Source organism: Sphingobium yanoikuyae (genome assembly GCF_013001025.1).
In the GTDB taxonomy this organism is placed as follows: Bacteria; Pseudomonadota; Alphaproteobacteria; order Sphingomonadales; family Sphingomonadaceae; genus Sphingobium; species Sphingobium yanoikuyae_A.
On sequence record NZ_CP053021.1, the window covers coordinates 2,241,421 to 2,256,020 of the forward strand.

A 14,600-nucleotide genomic window follows, 5' to 3' on the forward strand; every position below is an offset into this window, starting at 1 on the left:
TGTTCGCTCACTTCTGCTCTCCGCTTGGCGGCAGGTCGACCGGGCGGACGACGCCGCTCGACTGCCGCACCGTGGGTTCGATGACCTGGACCTGTCCCGGTGCCGGCGATGTCGCCGGCGCGGCGGCACCGGCCTGCGGCTCGACCAGCATGTCGCCGGGCTGCGGCGCGATCGGCGGCTGCGCGCCCATATAGTCGCGCACCAGCTCGTCGATGGTCGGCTCGCTGTCGGGGCTGCGCTGCAACTGCATGCCGCGCACATAGCCATAGCGCTGCTGGGTCAGGCGTTGCGCATCTTCCTTGGTGCGCAGGATGGTCGGCCGGATGAAGACCATGAGGTTGGTCTTGGTCCGGCTCTTGCTGCGCGACTTGAACAGCTCGCCAATGCCCGGAATGTCGGACAGCAGCGGGATGCGCTCGATCGTCTTGCGCTCATTATCGTCCAGCAGGCCGCCCAGCGCCAGGATTTCGCCGTCATCGACCGTGACCGTGGTCTCGATCTCGCGCTTGTTGATGATCAGGTCGCTGCTCGAATTGCTGACCGGGCCGGCCACGCTCGACACTTCCTGCTTCAGGAACAGCTTGATCGCCCCGCCGGTGTTGATCTGCGGCTTCACCTCTAGCTTGATGCCGACATCCTGGCGCTGGACGGTGCGGAACTGGTTGTCGAAATTCTGGCTCAGTGCCTCGCCGGTGGTCACCGGCACCTGCTGGCCGACCAGGATCGACGCCTTCTGATTGTCCAGCGTCATCACCGAAGGCGTCGACAGCAGGTTGCTCTCGGTATCCGACTTCACCGCATTGATGATCGCGCCGAAAATGCCGTTCTTGCCGATCTGCGTGCCCAGGCCCCCGACGATGCCGGTCGCGCTGGCCAGGCTGTCGACTGCCGCCTGGGTCAGGCTGCTGGCCAGGTCGCTGTTGGTCTGCGTTTCGGTCGTCGTGGTCGTGCCGTCGGCCGCCACCACCGTCGTCTTGGTGGTGCCCAGCTTGGTCGCGCCATAGGCACCGGCAATGGTGATCAGGCTGGGCGAGGCATTGCTGTAATTGGTCGCGGCAAAGCCGGTCGATGTGCTGCCGAGCAGGAACTGCACGCCCAGCTTCTTGGCCGCCGCATCGCTGATCTCGACGATGATCGCCTCCACCAGCACCTGCTCGCGGCGGGTGTCGATCTGGCGGATGGTCTCGCCCAGCATGCGCTGCACGTCGCTGTTGGCGGCAACGATGATCGCATTGGCGCCTTCATAGCGGGTGACGATCGCCGGGCCGCGGGTCGAAATGCCGCTGCCGCTTGATCCGGTCGAGGCTGCCGCGACCGGCGCCGCCGCCGCGCTGGCCGGGGCCGCACCGCCGCCAGCACCGCCGCTGGCACCAGCCGCCGGGACCGACGAGGTAACGGGCGAGCTGCTCGACTGGCCGATCAGCTGCTGCAACACTGGCAACAGCTTCTCCGCATCGGCATGTTCCAGCCAGTAAACGCGGATTTCCGTGCCGCTCGCCGCCTGACGATCCAGCTCGCGCGCCATATTGGCCAGGCGCGTGACGGTGTTCACATCGCCGCGAATGGCGATCGCATTGCTGCTGTCGATCGGCACCACGCTGGCGGCCGCCGGCGCGCCATTCTCGCCGCCGCCACTTTGCACCAGCGCCTGCAGCGATGTCGCGATCTCGCGCGCGCCGGCATTTTTCAGCATCACCATCTGGGTCGAGCTGGTGTCGCGATCGACCCGCGCAATCACCTGACGGATGCGCGCGACATTGTCGGCATAGTCGGCGACGACGATGCTGTTGCCGGCGCGATTGGCCGTGACCGTGCCTTCCTTGCTGATCAGCGGGCGCAGCGTTTCCAGCACGCTCGCCGCGTCGACTGAGCGCAGGCGGAAGACTTCTGTGACGAAGCTGTTGCGGGTCGCTGCCCGGCCCACCGCGCTGGGCTGGCCGGCCGCGCCGTCCGCCGGCTGGATGCGATAGGCGCCACCGGGCGCCGGCACCGCGACCAGGCCATTGGCGCGCAGCGTCGACAGCACGATCTCGAAATATTCCGACTTGGACAGCGGCCGGTCGGTCACCACCGACACCTTGCCCTGCACCCGGTTGTCGATGATGAAGGTGCGGCCGGTGACGCGCGCGGCATCCTGGATGAAGGCGCGGATATCGGCATCGCGCACATTCAGCGTCTGCTGCGCATAACCGGGGACCGGGGCAGCCAGGACCAGCGCGAGCGCGGCGGAATATTTGAGGATATGTCTGGTCATTGGCCTTGCAATATCAGGTTGATCGGCACGGTGACGGCGCCGCGCTCCACGGTCAGGGACAGGCGTGCGCCGGGCACGATCTGGTTCTGCAATGATGCCAGGTCACCGGCCGATCCGATCGGCTGGCCGTTGATCTGGGTCACGATGTCGCCGGCCTGGAAACCGGCATTCTGAAAGCCCGGCCCCTTGGGGCTCAGCACCAGCCCCGTCACCCGGCCATTCTGGGTGCGCGGGGAAAAGCCGATGTCGCGCTTCACCGCATCGGCGCTCGGCGCATCGCGGCCCGGCACCGGCGAGGGCGCGCCTTCGCCCGGCGCCATATCCCCCTCGGGCGCGCCGCCCGGTCCACCGGCCGGCCCACCGGCCGCTGACGCCGGCTGGGACTGGTCGAGGAACACCTGCTCCTCCGCCCCGCCGCGATCGATCGTCACATGGTCGAACAATACCGCCTTGAGCACCACGCCGGGCATGATCTCGTCGCCCACGGCATAGCTGTTCTGGATGCCGTCGGGCGTCGCCAGGATCGCCGATCCCTGCCCCGTCCCCTCGTTCAGCCGCACGCCATAGAGCGTCAGCGCCAGCGAAGTGACGACGCCATTGCCCGCCTGCTGCGCGCCGGTGCGGAAAAAGGGATCGAAACTGGCGAACAGCGCCTGCCGCGCACTGGCGGAAAGCACCTGCGCCTGGCGCCCTTCCCAGGGGCCGAAGGCGCCGACCGGCGTCAGCAACACCCACACCAGCCGGGCGAGCTGCAATGCCAGCACTGCCAGCAACAGCTTCTCGACCAGCCCCAGCCAGTCGACCGGCCGCGCATAGCGCCGCCACCCTTGCAACTTGTCGCCGAACGGCACACGCATGAGCCGAAATGTCCCCCTTGGTTCGCCCGCCTGCTAGGCAACTCTTCTTACTGCCAGATGACGTTTATGTTACCATAATATGACAGGTAGCAATGGGGCCGCGACGATGCTTGCATTTCGCAGGGTCAACGATAGCTAGGGCCACGGAAACCGGCCTGCAGCGCCGTCATTCGCGGAAATGCCCATGACCTTGTCCGACCCGATCCTGTCACCGCCCGCCGCACCCGACGCCGATCCGGCCTGGATCGCCAGCCATCCGCGCGTCCAGCGGGTGCCCAGCAAGGATCTCACCCTCTTCATCCAGCGTGATTTCCTGAGTCTTGACGAATGCGCGCAGGTGATCGCGCGGATCGATGCGGACCGTCGCCCCTCGACCATCGCCGACGCCAATGGTGACGGCTATTTCCGCACCAGCGAGACCTGCGACCTCGACCATGGCGACCCGTTCGTCGCCGCCATCAACGCCCGCCTCGACGGTTTTGCCGGCATCGCCACCCAATATGGCGAACCGATCCAGGGCCAGCGCTATGGCGTCGGCCAGGAATTCAAGGCGCATACCGATTATTTCGAACCCAAGGGCGCGGACTATGACAGATTCTGCGCGGTCGCGGGTAACCGCACCTGGACCTTGATGGTCTATCTCAACGAACCGGCCGCCGGTGGCGCCACCCGCTTCACGAAGATCGGCAAGACGGTGCAGCCCGAAACCGGCAAGCTGCTCGCCTGGAACAACCGCATCACCCCGGATCGCTTCAACCCCGCCAGCCTCCACCACGGCATGAAGGTCCGCAGCGGCGTCAAGCATGTCATCACCAAATGGTATCGCGAACGCCCCTGGGGCTGAAGGCGATGCCCCAGGCGGCGCACATATTTCAGCCGCGCTGAGTGATTTGCCGCCAGCGGGGTGGGCGTTCGCAACGTCCGCCCCGCAAGGCAACTATGACACCGCCCCGCGCCTGGTGCGCAGGGCGGGGCCCTTCTCCCGTCAGAAGTCGACCGTGGCCGAGAGCCAGAGGCGGCGCCCTTCCTGGTTGATCGAATAGGCCGGGGTCCAGGCGGTCACATTGGCCGCAGTCTGATAGGGCACATAGACCGCATAGTCGGTGTCGAGGATGTTGTAGAGCGTCGCCGACAGGCGGAAGGCCGGCGCGATCTGGTAGGAACCGCCCAGGTGGAAGACTTCATAGCTGCGGAAGTCGCCCACGGCCGTCTGCTGGACATTGGCGCCGCGATAACGGCTCGACCGCACTTCCGCCCGTGCCCAGACGCTGGTCTTGTCGCCCAGCTTCCAGCGCAGATTGCCGTTCAGCATATGCTTGGGCATGCCGATCAGCGGCAGCCCCTCTTCCGCGCCGCTCAGCTGCTCGGTCTCGGTATAGGTATAGTTGGCCGTCAGCGACAGGGTGGAGGTCAGGGCGAAACGGGTTGCCACCTCGACGCCGCGGGTGCGGGCCTTGTCGATGTTGATCGACTGGCTGAACATCTCGACATTGGGGAAATTGCCGACATCGACGCAGCCCGGCAGGTTGGGCGCGGCCGAGAACTGGCAATTGGGCACCCCCGGCCCGCTGGCGATCTTGTCGGTGAAGTCATTGTTGAACAGGGTGACATTGCCGCTGAAGAAGCCGTCGCCGTCATAATAGAGGCCCGCTTCATAGCTGGTGCTGGTTTCCGGCGTCAGGCCCGGCGATCCCAGCAGCGGCACCCGCCCCTGACTGCCGAAGCCGATGATGCCCTCGGCAATCTGTTCGACGCGTGGCGTCTTGAAACCGCGGCTGACACCGCCCTTCAGGGTCAGCACATCATTGATGTTCCACACCGCATAGGCGCGCGGCGACCATTTGTCGCCGAAGGTCGAGTGATTGTCGTAGCGCGCGCCGCCGGTGATGTTGAAGCCGTCGACGACGGTCAGCGTCGCTTCGGCAAAGCCCGCCCATTGGGTGAACTTGAACGGCTCGGGGGCCACGCCCTCGACCATCCGCGCCTTCCAATATTGGCCGCCGACGGTGAAGGCCAGCGCGCCCGCCTTGCCGGCAAAGCGGGAATCGATGATGTCGTTGCGCGCCTCCAGCGTGCGCGGGCTGCCCGGCACCGCGCCCGGCGTGCCATTGGGGATCAGGCGGCCGATCGTCTCGGTCTCGTTGCGGGTCAGGGTGGTGTCGAGCTGGCCGAAGCCCATGCGCCAGCTGTGCGCGATCACATAATTGCTGCGATTGAACCGCTGTTCGGGGGCATAGCCGCCCGATCCCAGCGTGCCCAATTGGCCCCGGCTATTGTCATAGCTTTGTTCGTTGCGATCATATTCGAACCACAGGTCATGATCGGCATGGGGCGTCAGCGTCAGCCGGCCGCCATAATTATAGATGTCCGATTCCACCGGGTTGCGGCCCAAGGTCAGCGCCGGATCGCCGGGGATCTCGATATCGGAGCCGGCGCGGTGGAAGACGCTGCCACGCAGGGTCAGGCCGGCCAGCCCCTTGATGATCGGCCCCTGGGCAAAGCCGTTGACCGACTGGATATTGCCGAAGCGATCATCGCCCTGGATCGTGCTTTCGGCGCTGGCGGTGCCGACCCAGCGATCGCCGACCTTGCGGGTGATGATGTTGACGACGCCGCCCATCGCATCCGAGCCGTAGAGGGTGGACATCGGGCCGCGCACCACCTCGATCCGGTCGATCGCGGAGAAGGGTGGCAAGAAGCTGGTGGAGGTTTCGCCAAAGCCGTTGGGCGTGACGCCGCCGGGCGCATTCTGGCGCCGGCCGTCGATCAGCACCAGCGTATAGTCGCTGGGCATGCCGCGGATCGAGATGTTGAGGCCGCCGGTCTTGCCCGCTTCGCCGCCGACATCGACGCCCTGCACATCCTGCAGTGCTTCGGCCAGGCTGCCGAACCGCTTTTCCTGCAATTCCTCGCGGCCCAGCACGGTGATGCTGGCCGGCGCCTCGATGATATTCTGTTCATAGCCGGCCGCGGTGACGACGATCGCGCTCGACTGCGCATCGGCGTCGGCATCGGGCGCCTGCGCCTGGGCGGCGACGGGCAGTGCGAGCGCACCGATCAGGGCAGCGCCCGCCAGCAGATGGGCACGCGGCGAGAAGATTGCAGGAAATGGCATTTCAGACCCCCATTGAAATAATAGTGCGACTTAGTCGCATTAGAATTTCACGGGCTGATGTGGAGGAAGAAGGTGGCGGTCAATCAATGATGATATGCCCAGCCGCCTGCGCAACAATTTCTCACAATCGCGACACCGGCGGAGCGCAGGCCTTTTCTTTACGGGACATGTTGGAGCCGCCTGGGCAACATAGGAAGGGTTGCAGACATCATGGTGGCACCCAATATCCGCTTCGACACTCGTCCGCCGCTACGGATCGCCGCCGCTCCCCGCGCAGCGAGCGCCGGGGCGATCCGGATCGGTGCATCCGGGCCTATCGGGCAGCTTGCAAGCCGGGCGATCTTGGCCTACGCGCGACCCGTCACCGCCCCAGGTCGGTCCATAAAGCCGTCCGGTGGTGCCACGCCCGGATTCATACACTTTATGGCATTGGATTTATAATGAGCATCTACCTGGATTATCTGGCCGAAATCGACAGCAGGAAAGTCCAGGGGCTCGCACCCAAGCCGATCGACGACGGCGCCCTCGTCGCCGAACTCATCACCCTGATCCAGGATGCCGGCAGCGAACATCGCGCCGATGCGCTCAAATTCTTCATCTATAACACCCTGCCCGGCACCACCAGCGCCGCCGGCGTGAAGGCCGACTTCCTCAAGAAGATCGTGCTGGGCGACGTCACCGTCGCGGAAATCACCTCCGCTTTCGCGCTGGAACTGCTCAGCCACATGAAGGGCGGCCCCTCGATCGCCGTGCTGCTCGACATCGCGCTCGGCGATGACGCCGCGCTGGCGGTTCAGGCGGGCGACGTCCTGAAAACCCAGGTCTTCCTCTACGACGCCGACATGTTCCGCCTGCGCGACGCCTTCGCCGCCGGCAATGCCGTCGCCAAGGACGTGCTGGAAAGCTATGCCAAGGCCGAATTCTTCACCAAGCTTCCCGAGGTCGAGGACGAGATCAAGGTCGTGACCTTCATCGCCGGCGAAGGCGATATCTCGACCGACCTTCTCTCGCCGGGCAACCAGGCGCACTCGCGTTCGGACCGCGAACTGCACGGCCTGTGCATGATCTCGCCCGAAGCGCAGCAGGAAATCGTTGCCCTGAAGGCCCAGCATCCCGACGCGCGCGTCATGCTGATCGCCGAAAAGGGCACGATGGGCGTCGGCTCCTCGCGCATGTCGGGCGTCAACAATGTGGCGCTGTGGGCCGGCAAGCAGCAGAGCCCCTATGTCCCCTTCGTCAACTATGCGCCCGTGGTCGCCGGCACCAACGGCATCTCGCCGATCTTCGCGACCACCGTGGACGTGACCGGCGGCATCGGCCTCAACCTCAAGAACTGGGTCAAGAAGACCGATGGCGAGGGCAAGGCGATCATCAACAATGACGGCAATCCGGTGCTGGAGGAGGCCTTCTCGGTCGCGACCGGCACGGTGCTGAAGATCGACGTCAAGAACAAGAAGCTGACCGACGAGGCCGGCAAGGAACTGGTCGACGTCGCCGCCGCCTTCACGCCCCAGAAGATGGAATTCATGAAGGCGGGCAGCAGCTACGCCATCGTCTTCGGCAAGAAGCTCCAGACCTTCGCCGCCGAAACGCTGGGCATCGAAGCACCCAAGGTGTTCGCGCCGAACAAGGAAATCACGGTCGACGACCAGGGCCTGACCGCCGTGGAGAAGATCTTCAACCGCAACGCCGTGGGCGTGACGCCGGGCAAGGTGCTGCATGCCGGTTCGGACGTGCGCGTGAAGGTCAACATCGTCGGCTCGCAGGACACCACCGGCCTCATGACCGCGCAGGAACTGGAGGCGATGGCCGCCACCGTCATCTCGCCGCTGGTCGATGGCGCCTATCAGTCGGGCTGCCACACCGCGTCGGTGTGGGACAAGAAGGCCCAGGCCAACATTCCCAAGCTCATGAGCTTCATGAACAATTTCGGCCTGATCACCGCGCGCGACCCCAAGGGCGTCTATCACGCGATGACCGACGTCATCCACAAGGTGCTGAACGACATCACGGTGGACGACTGGGCGATCATCATCGGCGGCGACAGCCACACCCGCATGTCGAAGGGCGTCGCCTTCGGCGCGGACTCGGGCACGGTTGCGCTGGCGCTGGCCACCGGTGAAGCCACCATGCCGATCCCGCAGTCGGTCAAGGTCACCTTCAAGGGCCAGATGGCGCCCTATATGGACTTCCGCGACGTCGTCCACGCCACCCAGGCGCAGATGCTCCACCAGTTCGCTGGCGAGAATGTGTTCCAGGGCCGCATCATCGAAGTCCATATCGGCACGCTGCTGGCCGACCAGGCCTTCACCTTCACCGACTGGACCGCCGAGATGAAGGCGAAGGCGTCGATCTGCATCTCGCAGGACGAAACGCTGATCGAGTCGCTGGAAATCGCCAAGTCGCGCATCCAGATCATGATCGACAAGGGCATGGAAAATGCCGCCGGCACGCTCAAGGGCCTGATCGCCCTCGCCGACAAGCGCATCGCCGAGATCCGCTCGGGCGAGAAGCCCGCTTTGTCGCCCGACGCCAACGCCAAATATTATGCCGAAGTCGTCGTCGACCTCGACCAGATCGACGAACCGATGATCGCCGACCCGGACGTCAACAATGCCGACGTGTCGAAGCGCTACACCCATGACACCATCCGCCCGGTTTCCTATTATGGCGGCACCAAGAAGGTGGATCTGGGCTTCATCGGATCGTGCATGGTCCACAAGGGCGACATGAAGATCCTGGCCCAGATGTTGAAGAATATCGAAGCCGCCGAGGGCAAGGTCGAGTTCAAGGCGCCGCTGGTCGTCGCCCCGCCGACCTACAATATCGTCGACGAGTTGAAGGCCGAAGGCGACTGGGACGTGCTCAAGAAGTACGCCGGCTTCGAGTTCGACGACAGCCACCCCAAGAACGCTGCCCGCACCGAATATGAGAACACGCTCTATCTGGAGCGTCCGGGCTGCAACCTGTGCATGGGCAACCAGGAAAAGGCCGCGAAGGGCGACACCGTCCTCGCCACCTCGACCCGCCTGTTCCAGGGCCGCGTGGTGGAAGACACGGCCGAGAAGAAGGGCGAGTCCCTCCTCGCCTCGACCCCGCTGGTCGTGCTCTCGACCATCCTGGGCCGCACGCCCAACATGGACGAATATAAGAAGGCCGTGGTCGGCATCGACCTCACCAAGTTCGCACCGCCCAAGGCGGCCTGATCAAGACCGCCGCCCGATCGCAGGATCGGGCGGCGGCATCAGGACAGCGATTATCAGGAGCGGCGCGGGACAGTATCCCGCGCCGCTTTTTTTCATGGTTCAGCTCGCGCCGCCCGCCGCATCGCCCATCGCGTTGATCGCGTCGTCAATGGTGAAGGTGTTGGGCTTCTGGATCGGCGGGAATTCCTTGAAGGTGTCGGCAAATTGGGCCGCCCCCGCCTGCGCGCCATAGAGCAGGAAGGTGTTCTTCAACACCCAGTCATAATAGGTGTTGGATGTGATGTCGGCGAACTCATAGGGATCGATCCGCAGGTTGAAGAGCTTGGGAATGCGCAGCCGGGTGAACGGCTCGCCCCAGACCTTCATCGTGCCGGCGCAGCGCTGCTCCAGGAACACGCATTTCCAATTGTCGTAGCGCATGGCCAGGATGTCGCCATCGTCGCTGATGTAGAAGAAGGCGTTGCGCGGGCTCTTCTCCTCCTTGCCGGTGATGTGTCCGACCAGGCTGACGCCGTCGATATGGTTCTTGTAGGTCCGGCCGATCGCCTTGTAGCCCTTCTTCACCTTCTCGACGATGTCGGGCTCGCCCGCCATTTCCAGGAAGGTCGGCAGCCAGTCATGATGCTGGACGATGCCGTTGGAAACTGATCCGGCCGGCACCTTGCCCGGCCAGCGCACCATCATCGGAATGCGGAAGGCGCCTTCCCAATTGGTGTTCTTTTCGCTGCGGAACGGCGTCGTGCCGCAATCGGGCCAGCTGTTGCGATGCGGGCCATTGTCGGTCGAATATTGGACGAACGTGTCCTCGGCGTTGCCCAGTTCGTCCAGCAGGTCGAGCAACTGGCCGACATTCCTGTCATGGTCGATCATGGTGTCGTGATAGTCGGACTGCCAGCGGCCGGCCTGGCCCTTGCTGCCCGGCTTGGGGTGGGTGAACATGTGCATGTGCGTGGTGTTGACCCACACGAACCAGGGCTTGCCGTCGGCCTCCGCCTGCTTGATGAATTTCGACGCGCGTTCGACGAAATCATCGTCGCACGTCTCCATGCGCTTGGCCGTCAGCGGGCCGGTATCCTCGATCTTCTGCTTGCCGACCTTGCCCCAGCGCGGCATTTCGGTGGCGTCGTCGACATCGCTGGCGAAGGAATGGATCACCCCGCGCGGGCCGAAGCGTTCCTTGAAATGCGGCATGTCCGGTTCGTTGAGCGGATAATTTTCCATCTCCGGCTCTTCTTCGGCATTCAGGTGATAGAGATTGCCGTAAAATTCGTCGAAGCCATGGTTGGTCGGCAGCATATGGTTCAGGTCGCCCAGATGGTTCTTGCCGAACTGGCCGGTCGCATAGCCCTGTTCCTTCAGCAGCGCGGCGATGGTGATGATCTTGTCGCTCATGCCCACCGGCGCGCCGGGAATGCCGACCTTGGACAGGCCGGTGCGCAGCACGCTCTGTCCGGTGATGAAGGAAGAACGGCCGGCGGTGCAGCTCTGCTCGCCATAGCTGTCGGTGAACTTCATCCCCTCCTTGGCGATCCGGTCGATATTGGGCGTGCGATAGCCCATCACCCCGTCGGTGTAGCAACTGAGGTTCGATATCCCGATATCGTCGCCCCAGATGACGAGGATATTAGGTTTCTTCTCGGCCATGGTGCTTTCCCTTCGCATGAACAGGAATTGGGTCGCCTTTGTCTGCATCCTGCCTGACCAGCCGGCTATCGGGGAAAACCCTGTGAAGCGTCCGCGATGATGCACGGACAACATGCTTGCCCGCGTCCAGCCCCCGCCCGGCCACGCGCACCGCCAGCCTCTTTCCTTTCGCAACCGTCATGGCATGACGGGAACAATGCACAGGGGGAGGATGAGGTGATTACAGCCTATGACAGGAGCATGGCGCCGTTCGACTGGGCCGCGATCCTCTATCTGATCTTCTGTGCCCTATTGTTCCTGGGCGCCCGCTGGTGGAAGCGATCCGGGCGACGAATGCCGCGCTATACGCCAGCCGCGATCCTGCTTGCCGGCCTGTGGTTCGGCGGCCTGCCGCTGTTCGACCAGCTACGGGTCAGCGCCATGGACATGGACCAGATGAGCGTGACAAAAGGCCGGATCAGCAAATTATGGGACATCCGCACGCGCAGCCGGAATACCGACCCCCTCTCCTTCCAGAAACATCAGACCAATGTCACCCAGGGCTTCGACATCGGCGAGGAGAGTTTTTCCTGGCACGAGGGCAGCCGCTGCCCGGTGGCGACCTTCTGCGGCTTTGCCGGCGGCCCGCCCTATCTGCGCGAGGGGCAGAAATTGGAGGTAACCTGGTTCGCCGACCCGCTGCGCTTCGGCAAGCGCCGGATCGTGAAGCTGCTGATCGAAAGCTGATCGAAAAATGAGCCCGCGCCGCCGATCCCCCAACGCAAAAGGGCGCCCGATCGGGCGCCCTTTCCGTTTCGGCTGTGCCTGACGTCAGAAGGTCGTCGAAAGCGAGAAGTTGAAGGTCGTGCCATAATTATAGGCATTGTAGATGACCTTGTTGGTGCCGTTCGACTGGCTTTCCTCATAGTCGTTGCCCAGGATGTTGCGCACCTCGAACTTGGCGTCGAACTGGCGCCCTGCGACATAGACGCCCTGGCGCGCCACGAAGTCCAGGTTGATGCCGGGATGTTCATAGACGTCCGGCTGGTCCTGGTTGGCCAGGCCACGGCTGGTCACGCGCTTGCTGGCATAGGACAGGATCAGCGTCTGCTGCGACAGCTTGTCCTGGTCTTCCAGGCCGAACTGGAAGTTGACCAGATGGTCCGACTGGCCCGTCAGCGGCGAACCGTTGCGGAAATAGTCGGTCGCCAGCGTCGACGACGCGCCGAACACGGCGGTCGTATCGCCTTCCTTCACCTTCAGCTTCGACTTGGTGTAGGTATAGTTGGCGATCGTCACCAGACGGCGGGTCGAGAAGAACGCGCTGTCAGACATGGACGACAGGTCGAAATATTTCTGCAGTTCGACTTCGCCGCCATAGAGGTCGGCCTTGGGCGCATTGGCGAAGCTGGTGATGAACGCGTCGCTGTTAAGCGAGATGAAGGTTTCGATCGGATTGTCGATCGTCTTGTAGAATCCCGACAGCGTAAAGCGCTGATCCCGCGCGAAATACCATTCATAGCGCGCTTCCGCGTTGAACAGCTTGCTGTCCTGTAGATAGGGGTTGCCCTGATAGCGACGGTTAGTGTCCGGGTCGAAATAGAACTGATAGATCAACTCGCGGAACTGCGGCCGGGCAATGGTCTTCGACGCGTTCAGGCGCACCTGCATGTCGTCGCGCATCTGCCAGGTCAGCGTGCCGCTGGGCAGCCAGTAATTGTTGTCGAGCTGGGTCGAGGCCGTGCCGGCGCCTGGCGTGCTGAACACCTGCAGTGGCGACACGTTGAGCTTGGCCGTTTCATAACGCACGCCCGCGTCGAGCGACAGGTCGTCCAGTATCTGCCAGTTCAGCTTGCCATAGCCGGCATGGTTCTTGAGCGTCGCGCGGAAGGCGGGATTGCCTTCGTTGGTCTCGATCAGGGCAATGTCATAAGCGTTGACGATGCCCGGCGCCAGCAGCAGGTCGGGACGCAGCACGCCCACGCCCTCGGGCATGTCGCTCGACGCGCGGAACTGGAAGTCGCGGCGCGAACTGGTGCGGTTGGTGTCGACATAGGCATAGCCGGCGGTCAGCGCCATGTCGGCCGACGGCTTCCAGGTCAGGTCCGCGCCGCCCGACCACAGATCCTCGTTGAGGTCAGAGAAGCTGACCGTCGCGGTCTGGCCGGTATTGCCGTTCAGACGGTTGACGAACAGATTGCCATAGGGGTCGGCCGCCGCATTGGTGCGGATATATTCGAACGACAGTTCATAGGGAGCTTCGCGCTGCGAATTGGCGAAGCCGCCGCGCACGTCCAGGCTGAACGCCGGGCTCAGCTTGAACTCGCCCACCACCTGCGTGTCGATCAGTTGGCGCTCATACCAGGCGGTATCCTGCTCCATGATGTCCGACGTCGGCTGGGTCTGGGTGTTGCCCAGGCCCATGCGGGTGTGCTTGAGCGTGTCGCGGATATAGAGGTTGGTCCAGCGGATCTTGTTATCGCCAAACTCCAGGCCCAGGCCCAGCAGGCCGTTCACGACGATGCGATTGTCGGTGGTGACGCGCTGGAAATCCGAATTGAGCGCCGACAGGTCGGGCGTGATCGAGTTTTGCTGGCGCTGGTCGCGCGTGGTCCACTTGTTGCTGTAGCCCGCAGTGGCGATCAGGCCCAGGGTCGAACCGCCCAGGTCGAACGAGGTGCCGCCCGAGATGGTCGCCGAATAATTGGGGTCGATATCCTTGATGCGCTGGACGGTGCCCTTGCTGAAGCGCACCATTTCCGCCGCGATCGCGGTGGTATCGACATTGCCCGAGCTGATCCGTTCGCCGCTGGCGAAGAAGGCGGCGAGCGCCGGCGGAATGTCGCGGCTGCCATTGTCGAAGCCGGTCCAGTCGCTCTTGCTGCCATAATAGCTATAGCCCATCTGATAGGTGGTTTCGGTGTTGGCACCGATACCGCCGCTGATCGTCAGGAAGCTTTCCGCCGGCACCGCATTGGTCGTCAGGTTGATGACGCCGCCGCCGAATTCGCCGGGATAATTGGCTGAATAGCTCTTCTGCACCATCGAGGACGAGACGATGTTGGTCGGGAACAGGTCCAGCGGCACGACGCGCTTGAGCGGCTCGGGGCTGGGCAGCGGCGAACCGTTCAGCAGCGCGAGCGAATAGCGATCGCCCAGGCCTCGGACGTAGACATAGCCGTTGCCGACCACCGACAGGCCGGTGACGCGGCCCAGCGCGCCGGCAATGTTGCCATCACCCGTCCGGGCGATATCAGCCGAAGACAGGACGGAAACCACCGCCGGAATATTCTTCTGGACGTTGGCACTGCGGCGGCCGGTGACGATGATGTCGGAACCGGGGACCGAAATGTCGGGCGCCGCCTCCGGATCCTCGGCGGTCGAACGACCGGCAGCGGCAGCAGGATCGGCCGCCTGCGGGTCGGACGTGGTGGCATCGGCGGGCGCGGGCACTTCCTGGGCCAGCGCGGCCGGCGCGACCAGCGCGGTGGAAAGCAGCAGCAGGCCCGCGAACTTGAGCGGCGTCGCCATCGAATATCCCCTAG

8 protein-coding genes are annotated in these 14,600 nt (G+C 63.9%); 3 read left to right on the top strand and 5 right to left on the bottom strand.

What is annotated here, in order from left to right; all coding sequences use genetic code 11:
* Window positions 1–7: 7 nt before the first annotated feature.
* A complete protein-coding gene (gene gspD / locus HH800_RS11105; RefSeq protein ID WP_169861096.1) occupies window positions 8–2,254 on the bottom strand; it encodes a type II secretion system secretin GspD in 2,247 nt (748 codons plus the stop codon).
* Window positions 2,251–3,111, bottom strand: coding sequence for a type II secretion system protein N (locus HH800_RS11110; protein ID WP_169861097.1), 861 nt, complete (start codon window positions 3,109–3,111; stop codon window positions 2,251–2,253). The genes gspD and HH800_RS11110 overlap by 4 nt, the downstream gene beginning before the upstream one ends.
* Before the next feature lie 184 nt (window positions 3,112–3,295).
* On the opposite strand from HH800_RS11110, the gene HH800_RS11115 reads away from it, so the two are divergent.
* Window positions 3,296–3,955, top strand: coding sequence for a prolyl hydroxylase family protein (locus HH800_RS11115; protein ID WP_169861098.1), 660 nt, complete (start codon window positions 3,296–3,298; stop codon window positions 3,953–3,955).
* A 141-nt stretch (window positions 3,956–4,096) separates the two neighbouring features.
* Here the strand turns inward: HH800_RS11115 and HH800_RS11120 are convergent, their stop codons facing one another.
* Entirely contained in the window at window positions 4,097–6,226 is a 2,130-nt protein-coding gene (locus HH800_RS11120; RefSeq protein ID WP_169861099.1) for a TonB-dependent receptor domain-containing protein, read from the bottom strand.
* 440 nt (window positions 6,227–6,666) lie between these two features.
* Between HH800_RS11120 and HH800_RS11125 the strand changes: the two genes are divergently transcribed.
* Window positions 6,667–9,432, top strand: a complete 2,766-nt coding sequence (locus HH800_RS11125) for a bifunctional aconitate hydratase 2/2-methylisocitrate dehydratase (RefSeq protein WP_169861100.1) — start codon at window positions 6,667–6,669, stop codon at window positions 9,430–9,432.
* A gap of 99 nt (window positions 9,433–9,531) precedes the next feature.
* Here the strand turns inward: HH800_RS11125 and HH800_RS11130 are convergent, their stop codons facing one another.
* Complete coding sequence (locus HH800_RS11130; RefSeq protein WP_169861101.1) at window positions 9,532–11,076, bottom strand: arylsulfatase; 1,545 nt, start codon at window positions 11,074–11,076, stop codon at window positions 9,532–9,534.
* A 216-nt stretch (window positions 11,077–11,292) separates the two neighbouring features.
* On the opposite strand from HH800_RS11130, the gene HH800_RS11135 reads away from it, so the two are divergent.
* Complete coding sequence (locus HH800_RS11135) at window positions 11,293–11,802, top strand: hypothetical protein (RefSeq protein ID WP_235682090.1); 510 nt, start codon at window positions 11,293–11,295, stop codon at window positions 11,800–11,802.
* A gap of 84 nt (window positions 11,803–11,886) precedes the next feature.
* Here the strand turns inward: HH800_RS11135 and HH800_RS11140 are convergent, their stop codons facing one another.
* Window positions 11,887–14,586: a TonB-dependent receptor domain-containing protein gene (locus HH800_RS11140; RefSeq protein WP_169861102.1), complete on the bottom strand. Its 2,700-nt coding sequence runs from the start codon at window positions 14,584–14,586 to the stop codon at window positions 11,887–11,889.
* Window positions 14,587–14,600: the final 14 nt, after the last annotated feature.